At 61.5% G+C, this 20,466-nt stretch carries 19 protein-coding genes and 1 tRNA gene; 17 read left to right on the top strand and 3 right to left on the bottom strand.

Annotated elements, in window-relative coordinates; genetic code table 11:
* Positions 1 to 182: 182 nt before the first annotated feature.
* The 3 genes from HHL22_RS09030 (at position 183) to HHL22_RS09040 (ending at position 3,525) form a co-directional block, all read left to right on the top strand.
* The gene (locus tag HHL22_RS09030; protein WP_169530586.1) at positions 183 to 569 is read left to right on the top strand and encodes a response regulator; all 387 of its coding nucleotides are present in this window, start codon (positions 183 to 185) and stop codon (positions 567 to 569) included.
* Between the two features lie 110 nt (positions 570 to 679).
* Positions 680 to 1,453, top strand: a complete 774-nt coding sequence (locus tag HHL22_RS09035) for an MBL fold metallo-hydrolase (RefSeq protein ID WP_169530587.1) — start codon at positions 680 to 682, stop codon at positions 1,451 to 1,453.
* 518 nt (positions 1,454 to 1,971) lie between these two features.
* On the top strand, positions 1,972 to 3,525 hold the full coding sequence (locus HHL22_RS09040; protein ID WP_169530588.1) for an NFACT RNA binding domain-containing protein: 1,554 nt from the start codon (positions 1,972 to 1,974) through the stop codon (positions 3,523 to 3,525).
* Positions 3,526 to 3,589: 64 nt separating this feature from the next.
* On the opposite strand, the gene HHL22_RS09045 is transcribed toward HHL22_RS09040, so the two are convergent.
* A tRNA-Leu gene (locus HHL22_RS09045) sits at positions 3,590 to 3,671 on the bottom strand.
* Between the two features lie 212 nt (positions 3,672 to 3,883).
* On the opposite strand from HHL22_RS09045, the gene HHL22_RS09050 reads away from it, so the two are divergent.
* Complete coding sequence (locus HHL22_RS09050) at positions 3,884 to 4,351, top strand: low affinity iron permease family protein (protein WP_169530589.1); 468 nt, start codon at positions 3,884 to 3,886, stop codon at positions 4,349 to 4,351.
* 70 nt (positions 4,352 to 4,421) lie between these two features.
* Here the strand turns inward: HHL22_RS09050 and HHL22_RS09055 are convergent, their stop codons facing one another.
* Positions 4,422 to 5,087: a Dps family protein gene (locus HHL22_RS09055; protein ID WP_241737999.1), complete on the bottom strand. Its 666-nt coding sequence runs from the start codon at positions 5,085 to 5,087 to the stop codon at positions 4,422 to 4,424.
* A gap of 181 nt (positions 5,088 to 5,268) precedes the next feature.
* Here HHL22_RS09055 and HHL22_RS09060 point away from each other — a divergent pair, with 181 nt between their 5' ends.
* The 11 genes from HHL22_RS09060 to HHL22_RS09110 all read left to right on the top strand — a co-directional run bounded on the left by HHL22_RS09060 (position 5,269) and on the right by HHL22_RS09110 (position 16,659).
* Complete coding sequence (locus tag HHL22_RS09060; protein ID WP_169530590.1) at positions 5,269 to 5,733, top strand: DUF2231 domain-containing protein; 465 nt, start codon at positions 5,269 to 5,271, stop codon at positions 5,731 to 5,733.
* Positions 5,734 to 6,153: 420 nt separating this feature from the next.
* Complete coding sequence (locus HHL22_RS09065; protein ID WP_169530591.1) at positions 6,154 to 7,038, top strand: sugar phosphate isomerase/epimerase family protein; 885 nt, start codon at positions 6,154 to 6,156, stop codon at positions 7,036 to 7,038.
* Positions 7,039 to 7,086: 48 nt separating this feature from the next.
* Positions 7,087 to 8,766 carry a GMC oxidoreductase gene (locus HHL22_RS09070; protein ID WP_169530593.1) on the top strand — a complete coding sequence of 560 codons (1,680 nt, stop codon included), beginning with the start codon at positions 7,087 to 7,089 and terminating at the stop codon, positions 8,764 to 8,766.
* Positions 8,767 to 8,785: 19 nt separating this feature from the next.
* Positions 8,786 to 9,403 (top strand): gluconate 2-dehydrogenase subunit 3 family protein, encoded by a 618-nt coding sequence (locus tag HHL22_RS09075; RefSeq protein WP_169530595.1) that lies wholly within the window; start codon positions 8,786 to 8,788, stop codon positions 9,401 to 9,403.
* 135 nt (positions 9,404 to 9,538) lie between these two features.
* Positions 9,539 to 10,702: a Gfo/Idh/MocA family protein gene (locus tag HHL22_RS09080; RefSeq protein WP_206680699.1), complete on the top strand. Its 1,164-nt coding sequence runs from the start codon at positions 9,539 to 9,541 to the stop codon at positions 10,700 to 10,702.
* Positions 10,703 to 10,841: 139 nt separating this feature from the next.
* Positions 10,842 to 11,894, top strand: coding sequence for a sugar phosphate isomerase/epimerase family protein (locus HHL22_RS09085; protein WP_169530597.1), 1,053 nt, complete (start codon positions 10,842 to 10,844; stop codon positions 11,892 to 11,894).
* 20 nt (positions 11,895 to 11,914) lie between these two features.
* Complete coding sequence (locus tag HHL22_RS09090) at positions 11,915 to 12,403, top strand: c-type cytochrome (protein ID WP_169530598.1); 489 nt, start codon at positions 11,915 to 11,917, stop codon at positions 12,401 to 12,403.
* A 144-nt stretch (positions 12,404 to 12,547) separates the two neighbouring features.
* Positions 12,548 to 13,807 carry a nucleoside permease gene (locus tag HHL22_RS09095; protein ID WP_169530600.1) on the top strand — a complete coding sequence of 420 codons (1,260 nt, stop codon included), beginning with the start codon at positions 12,548 to 12,550 and terminating at the stop codon, positions 13,805 to 13,807.
* Between the two features lie 3 nt (positions 13,808 to 13,810).
* Positions 13,811 to 14,704 (top strand): hydroxypyruvate isomerase family protein, encoded by an 894-nt coding sequence (locus HHL22_RS09100; RefSeq protein WP_169530602.1) that lies wholly within the window; start codon positions 13,811 to 13,813, stop codon positions 14,702 to 14,704.
* A 44-nt stretch (positions 14,705 to 14,748) separates the two neighbouring features.
* On the top strand, positions 14,749 to 15,528 hold the full coding sequence (locus HHL22_RS09105) for a 3-keto-disaccharide hydrolase (protein WP_169530604.1): 780 nt from the start codon (positions 14,749 to 14,751) through the stop codon (positions 15,526 to 15,528).
* A gap of 150 nt (positions 15,529 to 15,678) precedes the next feature.
* Positions 15,679 to 16,659 (top strand): Gfo/Idh/MocA family protein, encoded by a 981-nt coding sequence (locus HHL22_RS09110; protein WP_169530606.1) that lies wholly within the window; start codon positions 15,679 to 15,681, stop codon positions 16,657 to 16,659.
* Positions 16,660 to 16,804: 145 nt separating this feature from the next.
* Here HHL22_RS09110 and HHL22_RS09115 read toward each other — a convergent pair whose 3' ends face one another.
* On the bottom strand, positions 16,805 to 17,932 hold the full coding sequence (locus tag HHL22_RS09115; protein ID WP_169530608.1) for a Gfo/Idh/MocA family protein: 1,128 nt from the start codon (positions 17,930 to 17,932) through the stop codon (positions 16,805 to 16,807).
* Between the two features lie 293 nt (positions 17,933 to 18,225).
* Here HHL22_RS09115 and HHL22_RS09120 point away from each other — a divergent pair, with 293 nt between their 5' ends.
* Positions 18,226 to 19,686: a Gfo/Idh/MocA family protein gene (locus HHL22_RS09120; protein WP_169530610.1), complete on the top strand. Its 1,461-nt coding sequence runs from the start codon at positions 18,226 to 18,228 to the stop codon at positions 19,684 to 19,686.
* A 159-nt stretch (positions 19,687 to 19,845) separates the two neighbouring features.
* Complete coding sequence (locus HHL22_RS09125; protein ID WP_169530612.1) at positions 19,846 to 20,373, top strand: MOSC domain-containing protein; 528 nt, start codon at positions 19,846 to 19,848, stop codon at positions 20,371 to 20,373.
* The last annotated feature ends 93 nt before the right edge of the window (positions 20,374 to 20,466 follow it).

Raw genomic sequence — 20,466 nt, forward strand, 5'->3', positions numbered from 1 at the left:
AACGACCTTTGCCTACCCCTAGGGCCAACCTATGGGGCAGTTGCTGCCACTTATTTGCTTGGCGGCCGAGTAGGAGACTAGCTAGATAAAATGAGTCCGCTAATTTTTTATTTACAAAAAAAACATCGACTTTTCCAGCTATTCCCCCTACTCTCTGTTTTTAATTCGTTTTTACCTACCCTATGGCACACGGAGACTCCCCTAAAACTATTCTCATTGCCGAAGACAGCTCAGTTATTCAAAGCCTCACGCGCAAGATTCTGGAGCAGCAGCACTACCGCATCGTAGTGGCCAAAAACGGTAATGAAGTGATGCGCCAAATCGAGAGCCAGCCTTTTGATGGGGTACTGATGGATATAAATATTCCCATGAAGAATGGCTTGGAGTGCACCCGCGAGATTCGCCAGCACACCGATGCCGCTATCCGGAAGCTGCCTATTATTGCCATCACTGGCAACGCACACAATTTTTCGCTGGCGCAGTTTCAAGAGGCCGGCATTACCGATTACCTGCCCAAGCCGCTCGATTTTGACGCGCTGGTGCGCGCCGTGCGCCAGTACATTGGGTAGGGCTTGCTAATGTGGAAATGCGAAAATGTGAAAGATGGCAGAAGTAGATACTAGCGTTGGCTGGGCTATTTCTTCTCATCTTCCACTTTTTTATATTCTCACATCACTCTATGAAACTCACTTTTTTGGGTACCGGCACGTCGTCGGGGGTACCCATGATTGGGTGCAGCTGCCCGGTATGCCGCTCGCTCGACTATCGCGATAAGCGCCTGCGCGCGGCCGTGCACCTGGCGGCGGGTGGCCGCAGCGTGGTAGTTGATACCGGCCCCGACTTTCGGCAGCAGATGCTGCGGGCCAACATCACGCAGCTCGACGCCATTCTGTTTACCCACGCCCACAAGGACCACACGGCCGGTCTCGACGATGTGCGGGCCTTCAACTTTCGGCAGCAGCAGGAGATGCCCGTCTTTGCCGAGCCTAGGGTGGTAGAGCAGCTACGGGTCGAGTTTGCCTACGTGTTTGCCGAGCACAAGTATCCTGGTGTGCCGCAGGTGGCGTTGCACCCCATTGAGCGCGACGACGCGCCTTTCGACGTGCTGGGCTTAGCCGTGCAGCCGCTGCGGGCTTTGCACCATAAGCTGCCAGTGCTGGGCTTCCGGGTGGGCGGCCTGGCCTACCTGACGGACGCTAACAAGCTGCCCCCCAGCACTCTGGAGCAGATGCGCGGGGCCGACGTCGTCGTGCTGAACGCCCTGCGCCACGAGCCGCACCTGTCGCACTTCAATTTGCGCGAGGCCCTAGAGATTCTAGAAGAGCTGGCCCCTAGGGCCGCCTACCTCACCCACATCAGCCACCAGCTGGGCCGCCACCGCGAGGTAGAAGCCACCCTGCCCCCTTGGATTCGGCTGGGCTACGACGGGCTGACGGTGGAGGTGCAGGACTAAGCGGTATGCGCTTCTTGCTCTGGTTCACGGAAGAGTATCATTCGCCGCTATCGTCGGATGAGGCGTTGCGCCGCATACGAAATAATTCCGTTCTACCAGGGTCCGTTGGCCTTGGCGCACCCAAAAGCAACCGCACCGTTAAGGGCGACGTGGCGACCTTCACGCTTTAACTCCTCACGAGCATCACCAAATCACTAGTATTGATACTGGCAGGCAGGATGAGCAGTACGGGTGCCGGGGGCTGCCGGCTACGTCTACAATACCGCTTACTAGCATCAACTATCTTATTTGCAATAGTATAGGCCCGGCCTTAATGGTACGGCAAGCGTACCATTACTCCGCAATGACTGGCTGCATGATACTGGTACGAACAACACGTTGGCGCCTGTTGGCCTATTTGCCCTGGGGCTAGCCTTTACGCTGCTTCCTTTTTGGCTAGAGGTGCATCAGGCACCCCTCACGCTGGTAAAGCTATTGCGACTAAAGCCAGCCGCCTCGGCCTAGTTCAACCTCCTGCCATGCATACCAACTACTATTTCCTGCGCCAGCTGGCCCTAGGCCTCACCGAGCGCCTGCGCGGGGCGCACGTCACGAACTGCTTCTCGCAGGAAAAGGACGAGCTGGTAGTGGGCTTGGTGCTGGCCGAGGGCGGCGAGTTTTGGTTGCGGGCGCAGCTGGGCGCGGCCTTCCCCACGCTGGCGCTGCCCGAGCACTTTCACCGCGCCCGCCAAAACTCGGTCGATTTGCTGCCCGAGCTGCTGGGCTGCACCGTAGCCAGCGCCGAAGCCTGGCCCGGCGACCGGGTGCTGCAGCTCAATTTTGCCGAGCACGGCGCCACGCTGGCCTTTAAGCTTTACGGACCGCGGCCAAACGCTATTTTTCGGCCGGCGGCGGACGCGGCGGTGCAGCTGTTTCACCAGCGCTACGAGGCCGACGCGTCCCTAGGGCCCGCGCCGCCGCCCCTGGTGCCGCCGCCCGGCCGCCTGCCGCCCCCGCTGGCCGACTTGCCGTTGCGCTACCTGCGCACCCTAGGCTACGACTCCGCCCCTGCCTTGCAGCAGCAAGCGTTAGTGCAAGCCGTGGTGGGCCAGCTTGAAAGCCCGGCGCACTACTATATCATTTATTTGGATGGGCGCACCCGGCTGAGCTTGCTGCCGCTGGGCGAGGTGCTGGAAACGCTGCCCGGCGCCGACCCCATCGGGGCGCTGCGCCGCTACGTGCCGCTAACTCTGGCCCGCCGCGCCCTCGAAGCCGAGCGCCGCCAGCTGCACCAGCTGCTGACGCGCCGCGCCGAGGAGGCCAGCACCAGCGCCCAACTGGCCCGTCGGCGCCTGCACGCGCTAGCTCACGAAGCTAGCTACCGCCACCGCGCCGACCTCATCATGGCGCATTTGCACGAGATTCCGGTGGGCGCCGCGCAGGTGGAAGTGCGCGATTTCCTGACCGATGAGTTGGTAATGCTCAAGCTCAAGCCCCTCGAAAAGCCCCAGCAAACGGCCGCCAACTTCTACCGCAAAGCCAAAAACCAGCAGCGCGAAGAAACCGAGCTGCGCACCCGCATCGAGCGGCGCGAAACCGAGGCCCTGCAGGCCCTGGAGCAGCTGGAGGCCCTGGACACCCAGCCCGCCCTCACCGAGCTGCGCGCCCTGCGCGCTTGGCGCAAGCAGCAGGGCCTAGACCCCGCCACCGTCGAAAAGCCTGCCAACGAACTGCCCTTCAAAGTGTTTCAGGACCGGGGCTTCACTATTTTGGTGGGCCGCAACGCCCAGAACAACGACTTGCTAACCCAGCGCTACGCCCACAAAGACGACCTTTGGCTGCACGCCAAAGACGTGAGCGGCTCGCACGTCGTTATTCGGCACCGGGCGGGGCAGCCCGTGCCTGAGCCCGTGGTGGAGCACGCCGCGCAGCTGGCGGCCTGGTATTCGCGCCGCCAGCACGACTCGCTGTGCCCCGTGACGGTGACGCCCAAAAAATTTGTGCGCAAGCCCAAAGGTGCGCTGCCCGGCCAGGTGCTGGTTGAGCGCGAACGGGTGGTGCTGGTGGTACCCGGCAACCCCTTTGGCGAGTAGCCGGGCCTAGGGCCAGGCACTAAAAAAGCCCGCCGGGTAGGGCGGGCTTTTTGTAGGTTGGTTGTGCGCGCGGGGAGATTCGAACTCCCACACCCGAAGGCACCACCCCCTCAAGATGGCGTGTCTACCAGTTTCACCACGTGCGCAGAAGGCAATCGGCAAACCAACTAGCGGCCCAGGGCCGGCCCCGCTGAGGCGGCGAAGCGGGTGCAAAGGTACTACCAAGCTGGCTATTGGCGCAACTGTTTGCCTGCTTTACTGCCCGCTTAACGCTGGCTGCTCGGAAGTTTCCCGTGCTTACCACTTACTTGGCAAGGTTTTAGAACTCTCCTACCAGACGCGTTTTTCTCCTTTTCGCATGGCTACGCCCGCTAAGTCAGTTAACGATTCCTCCTTTTTCGACCGCTTCGCCGAGAAAACGTCCAAGTACGCGGGCTCGACGGGCGTCTTTGTAGGCGCTTTTACCGTCGTGCTGCTGTGGGCCGCCACGGGGCCGGTCTTTCATTATTCCGAAACCTGGCAGCTCGTCATCAATACCGGCACCACCATCATCACGTTTTTGATGGTGTTCCTCATTCAGCGGGCTCAGAACAAAGATTCTCTAGCCATTCATTTGAAGCTGAACGAGTTGATTGCTGCTACCAAAGGCGCCAGCAACCGCCTCATCAACGCCCAGGATTTTTCGGAGAAGGAAATCCGGCTCATCCACGATTTCTACTGCCTGCTGGCCGAGAAAGCGAAAGAAGACAACGACCTAGGCGAAACCCACTCGGTGGAAGAAGCGGAAGACAACCACCACGAAAAGCTGGCGGCGCACCGCGCCTAGCCTGCCACCAACCAAAAAAGCCCGGCTGCTCAAAGTGAGCAGCCGGGCTTTTTTACTTAGCAGCCAATTTCTACTTGGCTTGCAGCAGGGGGCTATCTACAAGGTGCTCGGAGATAAACCACACTTCCTGCTCATTTTCGCGCATTACATCGCTCACGGCCAAGTCATTAGTGCCGTCATCACCGGTTTCGTCGGCGCGCTTGGCAATATCGTGGCACTGCTTGAGGATAATCTGGTGGGCTTGCAGCAGACGCGAAATCATGACGGGCACTTCCTCCCGGTCGCGCGGGGCGCGCGGAATGCTAGTTAGCTCGGCCACGTCAAACGACAAGGCCACCGTCACGCCGCCCAGCATCTGAATGCGCTCGGCAATGGTATCAATCAGCTCGGCTTGCTTTTCGTAGTGCGCATCAAAAAGCAGGTGCAGTTGGTAGAAAGTAGGGCCCGTTACCTGCCAGTGCGCCTTCTTATAGAGGTCGCGCATAGTCATCGTATCGGCCAGCAACTGATTGAGCTGCTGCACGCTATCGAGGCGCACCTCGTCGGATAGCGTGTTGGGCAGGCGCTGGCTCACGGTGCCGAATTTTTGAATGGGCGCGGGCGCCTTTATCTGCTGGTTGAGCAGGGGCTGCACGTTCACGGCCGAGTTGGTTTGGGGAAGGCCGGCGCCTTCCATTTTGGTAACACCTTTTTCGGCCGTTTTAGTAGCCGTTTTGGCGGGGGCTTTAGTAGCCATATGTAACAACAAAGAGAGATGGAAGAAACAAGAACAGGATTAGCTTTTGCGAAGCCAAGGCCGGTTTGTTTGTACGCAAAGCCTGCCGCTAGGTTAAGGCTGGCGCAACCTTCGACCGGCTAATTTTCGTTCATCCTGAGCTACCTGCTTCTATACTTGCATCACTTGCACCCTACCTACCATGAACCAAGCCCACTGGCACCTACTGCTGAACCATGCTCCAATCTTTGGGGCGCTGGCGGGGGTGCTGCTACTGCTAGCTGGCCTGCTGGGCCGGCGCGAGGCACTGCTGGCGGCGGGCCTATGGGCGCTGGTGCTGGCTACGGCTGTGGGGCTGCCGGCGCTGCTCACCGGTTCGGGCGCGGCCCAAGTGGTGAAGGATATGCCCCGCGTGAGCGAGGCCTTGATTCACAACCACGCCCAGGCGGCGCGCCTAGGCTACTACGTACTGGTGGGGGCGGCCACGCTGGCCCTGCTCTGCGTCCTGATGCTGCGCCAGCAAGCCCCTAGGGCCCGCCAGCTGGCCTGGCTCACGCTGGTAGTGGCGGCCCTGGCCTACGGCCTACTGGCGCGTTCGGCTAACCTGGGCGGCCAAATTCACCACCCCGAAATTCGGGAGGGCTTCGGCACACCCGACGAGCTATAGCCTAGTTGCGGGGCGCGCTGCTTGGCTAGCTTGGCGGCCCCTAGGGCCCCGCGGCAAAAGTTGCTAAGCGGAGCGCCGGGCAAAAGATAGCAACTGCTTTTTGGTAGTAAACCCAGGCCCAACTGGATTAGGCTTTAAGCTGGCAGCTTTGGCGAGCCACCTGTGCAAACGTGTGCGGTAGCCGCCCAAAACTGGGAAGCCCAGCAAGCAGAATTTGTAAAAAAGGGCCGGAAGTACGCCCAAATGGCTTTACATTAGCAGCCGCCTAGGGCTGCAAAGTCAATTAGGTGCCGGGTAAAAGTGAGTGAGTTAGTTTTTGGAGCAGCCCCGCCAGCCTGCGCTTTTATTGCTCAGGATTACTGGCGCTGGGCAACTCCCCCGCGCGTTCGTTGTCTTTCTACTATCCCACCCTAGTTCCCTATGACGTCCCGTCGTGCCTTCGTGAAGTCTGCCGCCCTGCTTTCAGCCGGCGCCCTGATTAGTCCGCCTTTGCTCGCCGCCGGCAAGCAAACCATTGGCCTACAGCTTTATACCGTGCGCGATGCCATGGCCAAGGACCCGGCCGGCACCTTGGCCAAGGTAGCCCAACTCGGCTACAACTCGGTGGAGGGCGCTACCTACACGGGTAGCCAATTGTTCTACGGCATGACGCCGCCAGAGTTCCTCAAAGTACTGAAGAAGAACGGGCTGATAATGCCCAGCAGCCACTACATTCTGGGCGAGGCCATGAACAACGGCCAGGCCATACCGGGCACTATCCTGCACGGCTGGGACAAAGCCGTGGACGATGCCGCCCAGGTGGGCGTGAAATACATGGTGTGCGCCTACCTCATGGATAGTGAGCGCGGTAACCTCGACCATTACAAGCAGATAGCCGACCACCTGAACAAGGCCGGCGAGCGCTGCAAGAAGAACGGCATTCAGCTCTGCTACCATAACCACGACTTCGAGTTTGCGGCCCAGGATGGCAAGCTGCCTTATGACACGCTGCTCAACCAGACTGACAAGGAACTGGTTAAAATGGAGTTGGACCTTTATTGGGCCACCAAGGCTGGGCACGACCCCATCGCCTTATTTAAGGCCCACCCCGGCCGCTTCCCCCTCTGGCACGTCAAGGATATGGATAAGACCGACAAGAAGGATTTTACGGAAGTAGGCAATGGCACCATCGACTTCAAGAAGATATTCGCCGAAAAGAATCTGGCGGGCATGAAGTACTTCTTCGTGGAGCAGGACCGCACGCCCGGCTCGCCCTTCGACAGCATTCAGCAGAGCATCAGCTACATTAAAAAAGCGCTGGTGTAGGGCCCTGCCCCCTGCCAGGCCACCCTTCACTTTCCCACCTAATTTGTTATGGCACAGAATACCTATGACGCTATCGTCATTGGCTCCGGTATTTCGGGCGGCATGGCCGCCAAAGAGCTGACCGAGAAGGGTCTGAAGACCATTATGCTGGAGCGCGGGCGCAACATCGAGCATATTAAGGACTACACCAACGCCAATAAGGCGCCCTGGGAGCTGCCCCACCGCGGCAACGCCACCCAGCAGATGAAAGCCGACCACCCGGTGCTGAAGCGCGACTACACCCTGAACGAGAGCAACCTCGATTACTGGGTGGATGAGCGCAAAAGCCCCTATGTGGAAGCCAAGCCCTTTGACTGGTTTCGGGGCTACCACGTGGGCGGGCGCTCGCTGATGTGGGGCCGCCAAAGCTACCGCCACAGCGACCTCGACTTTGAGGCCAACGCTAAAGAGGGTATCGCCGTGGATTGGCCTATTCGCTACAAAGACATTGCACCCTGGTATAGCCACGCCGAGAAGTTTGCCGGCATTAGCGGCAACCGCGACGGGCTGTCCGTGCTGCCCGACGGCGACTTTATGCCGCCCATGGAAATGAACGTGGTGGAGAAGGACGTGGCCGCTCGCATCAAAAAGCACTACAAGGACCAACGCCACATGATTATTGGCCGCACGGCCAACATCACCAAGCCCCACAACAACCGCGTCAATTGCCAGTACCGCAACAAGTGCTGGCTGGGCTGCCCTTTCGGTGCCTATTTCAGCACGCAGTCGGCCACGCTGCCGGCGGCCATGGCCACCGGCAACCTCACGCTGCGGCCGTTTTCTATCGTTACCAAAATTCTGTACGATAAGGATACCAAGCGCGCCAAGGGTGTAGAGGTGCTGGATGCCGAAACCAACAAGACCTACGAGTACTTCGCCAAGGTCATTTTCCTGAACGCCTCGGCCCTGAACTCGGCCTGGGTGCTGATGAACTCGGCCACCGACGTGTGGCCCGAGGGCCTGGGCAGCAGCAGCGGCGAGCTGGGCCACAACGTGATGGACCACCACTTCCGGGCGGGGGCCAGCGGCGAAATGCCGGGCTATGAAGACAAGTACGTGTATGGCCGCCGGGCCAATGGCATCTACATCCCGCGCTTCCAGAACGTGGGCAACGACAAGCGCGACTACCTGCGCGGCTTTGGCTACCAGGGCAGCGCTGGCCGCCAGGGCTGGAGCCGCGACATTGCCGAAATGAGCATTGGCGGCGACCTGAAGGACGCCCTGACCGAACCCGGCGCTTGGACGATGGGCATCACGGGCTTTGGCGAAACGCTGCCCTACCACGATAACCGCATCTACCTCGACAAGAGCAAGAAAGATGCCTGGGGCCTACCCGTGCTGACGATGGACGCCGTGATTCGCGACAACGAGAACAAGATGCGCGTGGACATGATGAGCGAGGCCAAGGACATGCTGGAAGCCGCGGGCCTGAAGAACGTGAAGACCTACAACGGCGGCTACAACATGGGCGGCGGCATCCACGAGATGGGCACCGCGCGCATGGGCCGCGACCCCAAAACGTCGGTGCTTAACGGTAATAACCAGGTGTGGGACGCGCCCAACGTGTACGTGACCGACGGGGCCGCCATGACCTCGGCCGCCTGCGTGAACCCCTCGCTCACGTACCTGGCCCTCACGGCCCGCGCCGTAGACCACGCGGTGGGCGAAATGAAGAAGCAAAACATCTAACCCTTTCAGTAGCAACACCATGACCAGACGTGATGCCGTGGCTCGAGTCGCCCTACTGATGGGCGGCACCGTAATCGGAGCCGAATTTATGTTGACCGGGTGCAGCCCGTCCACTTCCGACAAGCAGGCCGGCACCCAGGACAGCAAGAACCCGGGGCAGGTCGCCAATAACTTTAAGGCGCTCAACCCCGAGCAGACGGCTTACCTAACGGAGGTAGCCGACACCATTTTGCCCGCCACCAAAACCCCCGGCGCCAAAGCCGCCAACGTGGGCCCCTTTATGGCGGTGATGGTGCGCGACTGCTACACCCCGGAAGACCAGAAAATCTTTATGGATGGCCTGGATAAGTTGGAGGCGGCCAGCCAAAAGGCGAGCGGCAAAGGCTTTATTAAGAGCACGCCGGCCGAGCGCACCGCCCTGCTCACGGCCCTCGATAAAGAGCAGCGGGAATACACCAAAACCAAGAAGCCGGAAGACCCCAACCACTACTTCCGCATGATGAAGGAACTGTCGATGCTCGGCTTCTTCACGTCGGAGATTGGGGCTACCAAGGCCCTGCGCTACGTGGCCGTGCCAGGCCGCTACGACGGCAACGTACCCTATAAGAAGGGCGACCGGGCCTGGGCCACTTCGTAATAAATGTACTAATGTGTGAAATGTAGAAATGTAAAGAATGAGCACATTGCGCTGACTCCTAGGCCTCGGCCTAGGTGCGAAGCAAAGGAAGCCATCTTTACATTTCTACATTTTTACATCTTCACATTCTAAAAAATGAAATTACGCCTCGGCATGATTGGCGGTGGCCAGGGCGCCTTTATTGGCGCGGTGCACCGCCTAGCGGCCGCCCTGGATGGGCAATACGAGTTGGTGGCGGGTGCTTTCAGCAGCAACCCCGATACCTCCAGGGCCACTGGGCGCGAATTAGGCCTGGCGCCCGAGCGGGTGTACGGCAGCTTCCAGGAGCTGATTGAGCAAGAGAAAGCCCGGCCCGAAAGCGAGCGGGTGCAAGTCATCAGCATCGTAACGCCCAACTACTTACACTTCGCGCCGGCCAAGCTGGCCCTCGAAAGCGGCTTCGACGTGGTGGTAGACAAGCCCATCACGTTTTCGCTGGCCGAGGCGCGGGAGCTGGCCGCCGTGCTGAAAGCCACCGGCCGCCACCTGGCCCTGACGCACACCTACACCGGCTACCCCATGGTGAAGGAGGCCAAGGCCCTGGTAGCCAGCGGGGCCCTAGGGCAGATTCGTAAGGTATACGTGGAGTATCCGCAGGGCTGGCTGAGCACCTTTGCCGAAGGCGACAGCGGCAATAAGCAAGCCGGCTGGCGCACCGACCCCAGCAAAAGCGGCATCGCGGGCGCGATGGGCGACATTGGGACCCACGCCTTCAACCTGCTGGAGTACGTGACGGGCCTGCAAGTGGAGAAGCTATGCGCTGATATTAACACGGTAGTGCCGGGCCGCCAGCTCGACGACGACGGGGCGGTGCTGCTGCGCCTGAGCGGCGGGGCTAGCGGCGTGCTGGTAGCCACCCAGGTGGCGGCGGGCGCCGAAAACAACTTGCGTCTACGCGTGTACGGCACCCTAGGGGGCCTCGACTGGCAGCAGGAAGACAACAACAGCCTAGTGGTGCGCTGGCCCGACCGGCCGGCCGAAACCCGGCGCACGGGCGGCGCCTACGTGAGCGCGGCCGCCGCGCACAACACGCGCGTGCCCGCCGGCCACCCCGAGGGTTACCTCGAAGCCTTTGCCAATATCTACCGCAACTTCGCCCTAACGCTGCAGGCCGCGCACGCCGGCCAGGCCGCCACGCCCGAAATGCGCGACTACCCCGGCATTGCCGACGGGCTGCGCGGCATGGCTTTTATCGAAACCGTTATCGCCTCGGGCCGCTCGGAGCAGAAATGGACTGATTTTCCAACTATTGAGAGCTAGTTTAAATGGGTTTAAAAAGGCGGACATGCTGAGCTTGTCGAAGTATCTCTACTGAACACACCCCTAGGCAGACGCGGTAGAGATGCTTTGACAAGCTCCGCGTAGCCGCCTTTTTAAACAGCCTGTTAGTTTTTAGTGTATGAAGACTCTGAAAGGACCCGGAATTTTTCTGGCCCAGTTTATTGGCGACCAGGCTCCGTTTAATGGCCTAGCGGCCAGCTGCGAGTGGGCGGCGGGCCTCGGCTACAAGGGAGTGCAGCTGCCCACGCTCGACCCGCGCTTTATCGACTTGCAGAAGGCGGCCGAAAGCCAAACCTACGCCGACGAAGTGCGCGGTACCGTGCAGGCGGCGGGCCTGGAAATCACCGAGCTTTCAACTCATTTGCAGGGCCAATTGGTGGCCGTGCATCCCGCCTACGACACGCTGTTCGACGGCTTTGCGCCCGAGGCGGTGCGCGGCAACCCTAGAGCTCGGCAAGAGTGGGCGGTGCAGCAGCTCAAGTACGCCGCCCAGGCCTCGCAGCGTCTAGGGCTGGCGGCGCACGCCACCTTTAGCGGGGCGCTGGCCTGGCCCTACGTGTACCCCTGGCCCCAGCGCCCAGCCGGCTTGGTCGAGGAGGCTTTTGGGGAGCTGGGCAAGCGCTGGCGGCCCATCCTGAACGAGTTTGACCGCTGCGGGGTGGACGTGTGCTACGAGGCGCACGCCGGCGAAGACCTGCACGACGGCACCACCTACGAGATGTTTCTAGACCAGGTAAACCAGCACCCTAGGGCCTGCCTGCTCTACGACCCCTCGCACTTTGTGCTGCAACAGCTTGATTATTTGCAGTATATCGACTTTTACCACGAGCGCATCCGGGCCTTCCACGTCAAGGATGCCGAGTTTAACCCCACCGGGCGGCAGGGCGTGTACGGCGGCTTCCAGTCATGGCTGGAGCGGGCCGGGCGCTTCCGCTCGCTGGGCGATGGGCAAGTCGACTTCAAATCCATCTTTAGCAAGATGGCCCAGTACAACTACCCCGGCTGGGCGGTACTAGAGTGGGAGTGCGCCATCAAAAACAGTGAGGACGGGGCCCGCGAAGGCGCGCCTTTCATCCAAGACCATATTATCCGCGTCACCGACCGGGCCTTCGACGACTTCGCCGCTTCGGGCATCGATGAAGCCCAGAATAAGCGCCTGCTAGGTTTGTAAGCATTTCATCTCTTTTCCCTATGAAAAAGGTTTTTCTTTTCCTGAGCGCCACGGCCCTGCTGGCGGCCTGCAATTCGGGCTACCAGCCCGACGGCGGCGACCGCACCAGCGTGGAGCGCCAAACCCCGGCCGACACGGCCCCCACCGGCCTCAACCCCGATAGCACCGCCGAGCGCAAGCTAGCGGCCGTGACCAACCAAGTGCAGGTAGACACGAGTATGACCCACCTGGGCACTACCGACAAGGGTACCCCCGATAGCCCCGGCGCTAAGCTGATGGCCGCCTCGGACTGCGCCAGCTGCCACCGTGAAAATGAGAAGCTGATTGGCCCCGGCTACAAGCAAATTGCGGCTAAATACCCCGCTACGCCCGAAAATATTGCCATGCTCAGCCAGCACATCATCAAAGGCGGCGCTGGCCACTGGGGCGATATCCCGATGACGCCCCACCCCAACCTGTCGGAGACGGACACCAAGGAAATGGTAAAGTACATTCTCAGCCTCAAGTAAGCCATCGGCGCAGAAAAGGCGGTCATGCTGAGCTGGTCGAAGCATCTCTACCACATACCTATTATCTTAAATCAGTGCGGGAGAGATGCTTCGACCAACTCAGCATGAGCACCTCTTTTTCTTGCTGTAACCATCATCCCACCCATGCCTACCTCCATCCGTATCAAGCTGTCCATCATGATGTTCCTAGAGTTTTTTATCTGGGGCGCGTGGTTTGTAACGCTGGGAACCTATTTGCTGCACAATCTCAAGGCCACGGGGGTAGAAGTGGGCGTGGCTTTCCTCACGCAGTCCATCGGGGCCATCGTGGCGCCGTTCATCGTGGGGCTGATTGCCGACCGGTTTTTCTCGGCCCAAAAAATCCTAGGGGTGCTGCACCTAGCGGGAGCGGCGCTGCTGTGGCGGGCCTCGCAAGCGCCCGATTTTGGCAGCTTCTACCCCAATATCCTCAGTTACATGGTGCTGTACATGCCCACGCTGGCGCTGGTCAACTCGGTGGCATTCCGGCAGATGAAAGACCCGCAGAAGGAGTTTGCGCCCATTCGGGTGCTAGGTACCCTAGGCTGGATTATCGCCGGCCTCACCATCGGCTGGCTAAGCTGGGAGCAAACCAACAACCTACAAGCCACCTTCCTCATGGCGGCCGGCGCCTCGGCCATCCTGGGCGTGTTCAGCTTCCTGCTGCCAGCCACGCCGCCCATGAAGAGCGGCCAGGCTGGCGCGTCGCTGGGCAGCATGCTGGGCCTCGACGCCATTGGGCTGCTCAAGAATCGCTCGTACCTGATTTTCTTCCTGGCCTCCATCGCCATCTGCATCCCGCTGGCCTTTTACTACGGCTTCACCAATCCCTTCCTCAACGAAGTGGGCATGAAGTCGGCTGCTGGCGTACAGAGCCTGGGGCAGGTATCGGAGTTGCTATTCATGCTAGCTATTCCGCTGTTTTTCAGCAAGCTGGGCGTCAAGAAAATGCTAGCTATCGGCATGGGCGCCTGGGTGCTGCGCTACCTGTTCTTTGCCTACGGCGATGGCCTAGGCAACTACTGGATGCTGATTGTGGGCATTGTGCTGCACGGCGTATGCTACGACTTCTTCTTCGTAACGGGCCAGATTTATACCGACAACCTAGCCGGCGACCAGTTTAAGAGCGCAGCGCAGGGCTTCATCACGCTGGCTACCTACGGCGTGGGCATGCTGATTGGCACGCTACTCTCTGGCCGCATTTTTGACAACTACCAGCTGGCCGATGGCGCCCACAACTGGCGCATGATTTGGCTGATTCCGGCTGGCATTGCGGCAGTGGTGCTGCTGCTGTTCCTGTTACTTTTCCGTGAGCGCGCCCGCCAGGGCCAGCTCACCGAAACTGAAACTCCTTACACGCCTACTTCGCTGGCACCCGCCGGCTAGCCCATGCCTTCGTCATCGCTTCCAACCCGTCGCTCGGCCCTGAAAGGCCTGCTTAGCGGTGCCGCCACGGTGGGCGCGCTGGGCGTGGCCGGCGCTAGCGCGCAGCCCCAGCTTACCCCTAGCCTCCCGCCCGTGACCAACCCCATCAAGCAATCGGTTTGCCGCTGGTGCTTTCAGGATATGCCCCTCGATGACCTGTGCGTAGCCGCCAAGGGCATGGGTATCAAGGGCATCGACCTGGTTGGGCCCAACGACTGGGCCACGTTGAAGAAGCACGGCCTGGACTCGCCGATGTGCAACGGGGCCGAGCTTAACCTCACCGACGGCTTCAACGACCCGCGCTTTCACGCCCAGCTGCAGAAGCAGTACAGCGAGATGATACCCAAGGTGGCTAAGGCCGGCTACACCAACCTTATCTGCTTCAGCGGGAGCCGCCGCGGCCTGAGCGACGAGCAGGGTTGGACGAACTGCGTGACGGGCCTGGCGCCGCTCGTGAAGCTGGCCGAACAGCACAAGGTGGTGCTGGTGATGGAGCTGCTCAACAGCAAAATCGACCATAAAGACTACCAGTGCGACCGCACCAGCTGGGGCGCCACGCTGGCCAAGCGCCTGGGGTCGGAGCACTTCAAACTGCTCTTCGACATCTACCACATGCAGATTGACGAGGGCGACATCATCCGCAACGTCCGCGACTACCACCCCTACATCGCGCACTACCACACCGCCGGCGTGCCCGGCCGCCACGAAATCGACGACTCGCAGGAGCTGTACTACCCGGCCATTATGCGCGCCATCAAGGCCACCGGCTTCCAGGGTTTCGTGGCCCAGGAGTTCATCCCCACCAAGGCCGACAAGCTGGGTTCGCTGCGCGAGGCGGTGCGCATTTGCAACGTGTAGGCCCTAGGGCCCGCCATTAGTCATCACCCTACTTTTTCCAATCCATGAAAAACCTTGCTTTCACCGCCGCCCTGGCCCTAGGGGCTGTATCGCTGGCCCACGCCCAGCAAAGCGGCAAGCCCGAAGACACCGAAGTGTATGAGCCCGTGCCCAAGGTGGTGAAGCCCGCCGCCACGCCCGGCGCGCCGCCTTCCGACGCGGTGGTGCTGTTCGACGGCAAGAACCTGAATGAGTGGGTGATGACCGATGACCACAACACGCCCGCCAAGTGGAAGGTAGCCGGCGGCATTTTGACGGTGGACAAGACGACGGGCAACATCGAAACCAAGCGCAGCTTCGGCAACTACCAGTTGCACATCGAGTGGCGCGAGCCCACCAGCCTCACCGGCACCGGCCAGGCGCGCGGCAACAGCGGCGTATTTCTGGCTTCCATCGGCAAGGGCGACGCGGGCTACGAGCTGCAGATTCTGGACTCGTATGAGAATAAGACTTACGTGAACGGCATGGCGGGCAGCATCTACAAGCAGCGCGTGCCGGCGGCTAACCCCGCCCGCAAGGTGGGCGAGTGGCAGACCTACGACGTGGCTTGGCGGGCGCCCGTTTTCGCCGCCGATGGCAAGGTGCAAACGCCAGCTCGCGTAACGGTACTCTTCAACGGCGTACTGGTGCAGGACAACGTGGAGCTGGACGGCCCCACCCAGTACATCGGCAAGCCCAGCTACGAAGGCAAGGCCCACGGCCCCTCGCCCATCAAGCTGCAGGCCCACGGCGACAAGAGCGAGCCGCTGAGCTTCCGCAATATCTGGGTGCGCGAGCTGCCCTAGGGCCTGCTTCGCTCAATAATCAGCACGTCATGCTGAGCTTGCCGAAGCATCTCTACCGCACAACACGGCGCGGTGGAGATACTTCGGCAAGCTCAGCATGACGTTCTATTTTAATAAGCAACTACCAGCAATCACCACTTTTAATTGCACATGCGCACCTTCAATTGGGCCATCCTGGGGCCGGGCCACATTGCCCGCAAGTTTGCCGAAGACCTGAAGCTGGTGCCCGGCGCCCGGCTGCACGCGGTAGCCTCGCGCAGCCTGGAGCGGGCGCAGGCCTTTGCCGCCGAGTTTGGGGCGGCGCACGCCGTGGGCAGCTACGAGGAACTGGTGGCGGTGCCGGGCATCGACGCGGTGTACGTGGCCACGCCGCACTCCGAGCACTACGCCCACGCCCGGCTGTGCCTGAACGGCGGCCTGCCGGTGCTCTGCGAAAAGGCCTTCACGCAGAATGCTCAGCAAGCGCAGGAGTTGATTGCGCTGGCCCGCGCCAAGGGCGTGTTTCTGATGGAAGCGTTTTGGTCGCGCTTCTTCCCGGCCATCATCGCGGCGCTGGCCGAGGTGCGGGCGGGGCGCATCGGCGAGGTGCGGCACCTGGTGGCCGACTTTGGCTTTATCACCGACTACAAGCCGGAGGGCCGGCTGTTCAATCCCGCGCTGGCCGGCGGCTCGCTGCTCGATATTGGCGTGTACCCGCTGTTCATTAGCAAGCTATTCCTGGGCACGCCAGCCACGGTGCGGGCCGTAGCCACCCCGGCGCCTACCGGCGTCGACCAAAACTGCGCCATGGCCCTAGCCTACGCCAGCGGCGCCACGGCCACGCTGTTCTCGACCATCGCCGCCACCACCGAAAACCGCTGCGTGCTCTACGGCACCCTAGGGCAGCTGCAGCTAAGCGGGCGCTTCCACGCCGCCACGGGGGTGCAGCTGCGGCTAACCGGCGCGGCGCCCGAAGAAATCCCCTACCCCATCAGCGGCTACGGCTACCACTTCGAGGCCGCCCATGTGCAGGAGTGTCTCGCCCAGGGCCTCACCGAGAGCCCGCTGCTGCCCCTCAGCTTCAGCCTGGAGCTGATGGAGCTGCTCGACGCGGTGCGCGCGCAAATCGGCCTGCGCTATCCGGGAGAATAACGTTTAGTGGTCAGTGCTGAACGTCATGCTGAGCTTGTCGAAGCATCTCTACCGCGCCGCCTGGATACCCCTAGGGGCCTTGTTCGGTAGAGATGCTTCGACAAGCTCAGCATGACGTTCAGCACTAACCATTAACCATTGAACATTAATATGGCGCAGTAGCGGGCAGCATCACTACCTTGCCCGACTGCACTGACTGCTTGGCGGCTTCCAGAATCTCGACCACCAGCATGTTGGTGGGCAGCGAGGAGAGCACGTCTTCGGGGGCGGTGCCGCGCACTACGGCGGTGAGGTAGGCGAAGGGCTCGTTGTAGGGCGCGGGCGGCGCGGGGGCAGTTTGCTCCTGGGCCGGCTGCTGCTCGTTGAGGCGCACGCGCAGGTGGTCGCGGTCGAGGGCCACGACCGAGCCGGTTTGGCCGTATACCTCCAGGTCTTTGCGGGCGTAGGGCCAGTTCCAGCTGGCTTCAATCACGCCCTGGGTTTTGGGGTAATTGACGAGGATGGTCACGTCGTCCTCCACCTTAGGGTACACGTCGGGCTTGATGTGCAGGGCGCTGGCTTGCACCGACAGCGGGCGCTGGCCGCGCATAAACCAGGTAAAGAGGTCGGCGCCGTAGCAGCCGAAGTCGGTGAGGGCGCCGGCCCCGTTCTGCACCGGGTCAGTGAGCCAGCTCAGAAACTCGGGATTCACGTTGATTTCCTTGGGGCCCTGGTGGCCGTCGTGCGCCACCAGGCGGCGCAGGTCGCCGAGGGCGTGCTGCTCGTCGGCTAGCTGATAGGCCTGGCGGTTAGAACCGTACCAGGTGGTTTCGTAGTTGGTGAGCAGGTGGATGTGGTGCTGCTTGGCCAGGGCGGCCATCTGGCGGGCGTGGTCCACGCTCACGGCCAGGGGCTTTTCTACCATCACGTGCACGCCGCGCGGGGCGCAGGCCTGCACCACCCCCAGGTGCTCGTAGATGCTGCCAAACGCCGTCACGGCCTCGGGCTTGGCTTTCTTCAGCATCTCGTCTAGGGTGTTGTGCACCAGGCTCATGGGCAGGCCGTACTGCTTGAGCAGGCGCTCGGCCAGGGCGCGGTTGGGCTCGGCAATGCCCACAATGAGGACGTTGCCCTTCTTGGCCTCGCTCAGGATGCCGTGCACGTGGGCATGGGTGAGGCTGGCGATGCCGACCCGCAAGGGGGCGGCGGGGCGGGCTTGGGCGTGGGCCATTGGGCCAGCTAGCAGCCCTAGGGCCACTAGCAGCGCCGAAAGCCAGGATAGAGTACGGAGCATAAAGGGGGTGGGAAAGGAAACATTTGTGCGTAAAGGACAGCCGGCGCCGGACCGGGACGCATTTGCTTGCGCATTTTCTTGCGGCCCTAGGGCTGGTCGGTGCAGCCTAAGCCGCGGTGGCCCCATCTTTAACGCAAAGTTTGGTTAAACGATTTAGCTACGGCGGCGGCAAATTAGCTACTTGGTTGAAATCAACCCGTTGCCAAATAATTACCCATTGTAATTTTCTTTGAAAAAAGCGGATTCAATGCCGTACCTTTTCCCAACTTTTCCCACTCTACAGTAGCTTTTCCATGAGCGAAAAACTTCCTGGCGCCTCCCGGCGCGACTTTCTCAAGCAGGGCGCGGTCGCCACGGCCGGCATTCTTATCGTACCGCGCTTCGTGCTGGGCGGCAAGGGCTACACCGCCCCTAGCGACCAGCTGCTGGTCGCTGGCATTGGCGTGGGCGGCAAGGGCCAGAGCGACATCGCCAACTTCGCCAAGACTGGCAAGGCCCGCATCGCCTACCTCTGCGACGTGGACGACCGCCGCGCCGCCAACTCGCGCAAGGCGTTTCCGCAGGCCAAGTACTACAAGGACTGGCGCAAGATGCTGGATAAGGAGCATAAGCACATCGACGCCGTGTCGGTGTCGACGCCCGACCACAACCACGCCATGCCAGCCCTGGCCGCCATGCAGCTGGGCAAGCACGTGTACGTGCAGAAGCCGCTGACCCACGACATCTACGAGGCCCGTGTGCTCACCGACGCGGCGCGTAAGTACAAGGTGGTGACGCAGATGGGCAACCAGGGTGCCTCCAACGACGGCGCCCGCCAGCTCGTGGAGTGGTACGATGCCGGTGTTATCGGCGACGTGCACACCGTGTACTGCTGGACCGACCGCCCGGTGTGGCCCCAGGGTATTGCCTGGCCTACTACCACGGCTGCCGTGCCCGCCGAGCTGGACTGGGACCTGTGGCTGGGCACGGCGCCCCAGCGCGAGTACGTCGACCACCTGATTCCCTTCAACTGGCGCGGCTGGTGGGACTACGGCACCGGCGCCCTCGGCGACATGGGCTGCCACCTGCTGGAGGCGCCCTTCCGGGTGCTCGACCTGCAATATGCCAACTCGGTGCAGGCCAGCGTGGGTAGCGTGTACGTGGATGAGTTTAAGCGCGGCTACTTCCCCGACAGCTGCCCGCCCAGCAGCCACGTCACGCTCACGTTCCCCAAAACTGCCAAAACCAAGCAGGATATTACCGTGCACTGGATGGACGGCGGCATTCAGCCCGAGCGCCCCGACGAGCTGGGCCCCAACGAGCTGTTTGGCGACGGCGGCAATGGGATGCTCTTCATCGGCGACAAGGGCAAGATGATGGCCAGCACCTACGCCGAAGACCCGCGCCTGCTGCCCCTCTCGCGCAACCAAGAGGTGAAGGTGCCCCAGACGCTGGCCCGCGTGCCCGGCCAAGCCAACGGCCACTACGGCCAGTGGGTAGAGGCCTGCATCGCCGGCCCCGGCAAGATGAAAGTCAGCTCGCCCTTCGAGCTGGCCGGCCCCCTCACCGAGGCCCTGCTCATGGCCAACCTGGCCATCCGCGGCTACGACATCAAGAAGCCCCGCGCCACCGGCCCCGGCGGCGGCTTCGACTACCCCGGCCGCGGCCGCAAGCTGCTCTGGGATAACCAGCAGATGCGCATCACCAACCTCGACGACGTGAACCAGTTCGTGAAGCGCGACTACCGCCAGGGCTGGAAGCTGGGCGCCGTGTAGCGCTTGCTACCGCTTAAAAAGAACGTCATGCTGAGCCTGCCGAAGCATCTCTACCACGCTGTATCGTGCGGTAGAGATGCTTCGGCAGGCTCAGCATGACGTTCTTTTGTACTCTACAAGCGCATTAATCACTAACCATTAAGCGTTACTCATTAAAAAATGCCCTACCCTTTCTTCGGCGACTCCAAATCAACCATCGCGCAGCTGCTGGCTACGCTGCCGCAGCAGGGGCGGCTGGAGTGGATAGGCCTGCGCCCGGCCCGCCGCGCCGAGCTAGAGGCGGTGCCAGCAGCCGAGGTAATGACCAACCGGCACCTGGCCGGCGACCACGCCAGCCCCAAGCCCGGCGGTAAGCGGCAAATCACCCTCATCCAGGCCGAGCACCTGGCGGCGGTGGCGGGTTTCCTAGGGCTGCCCGCGCCTGTAGAGCCCGGCCGCCTGCGCCGCAACTTGGTGGTGAGCGGCCTTAACCTGCTAGCGCTCAAGGGCCGGCAGATTCAGATTGGCGACGAGGTGGTGCTGGACGTGACGGGCGAGTGCCACCCCTGCTCGCGCATGGAGGAGGAGCTAGGGCCCGGCGGCTACAACGCCATGCGCGGCCACGGCGGCCTCACGGCCCACATTGCGCAGGGCGGCACCATCCGGGTGGGCGACGCGGTGCGGGTGCTCGACGCGCCGCAGCCCTAGGCCCCTAAACGCCAAAAAACCCGCGGCCAAGGGCGGCGGGTTTTTCGAGGGCTATGAAAACACGGCTCTCGCGAGCCACTAGAACCTACGGAG

The sequence above is a fragment of the Hymenobacter polaris genome (genome assembly GCF_012927305.1).
GTDB lineage: Bacteria > Bacteroidota > Bacteroidia > Cytophagales > Hymenobacteraceae > Hymenobacter > Hymenobacter polaris.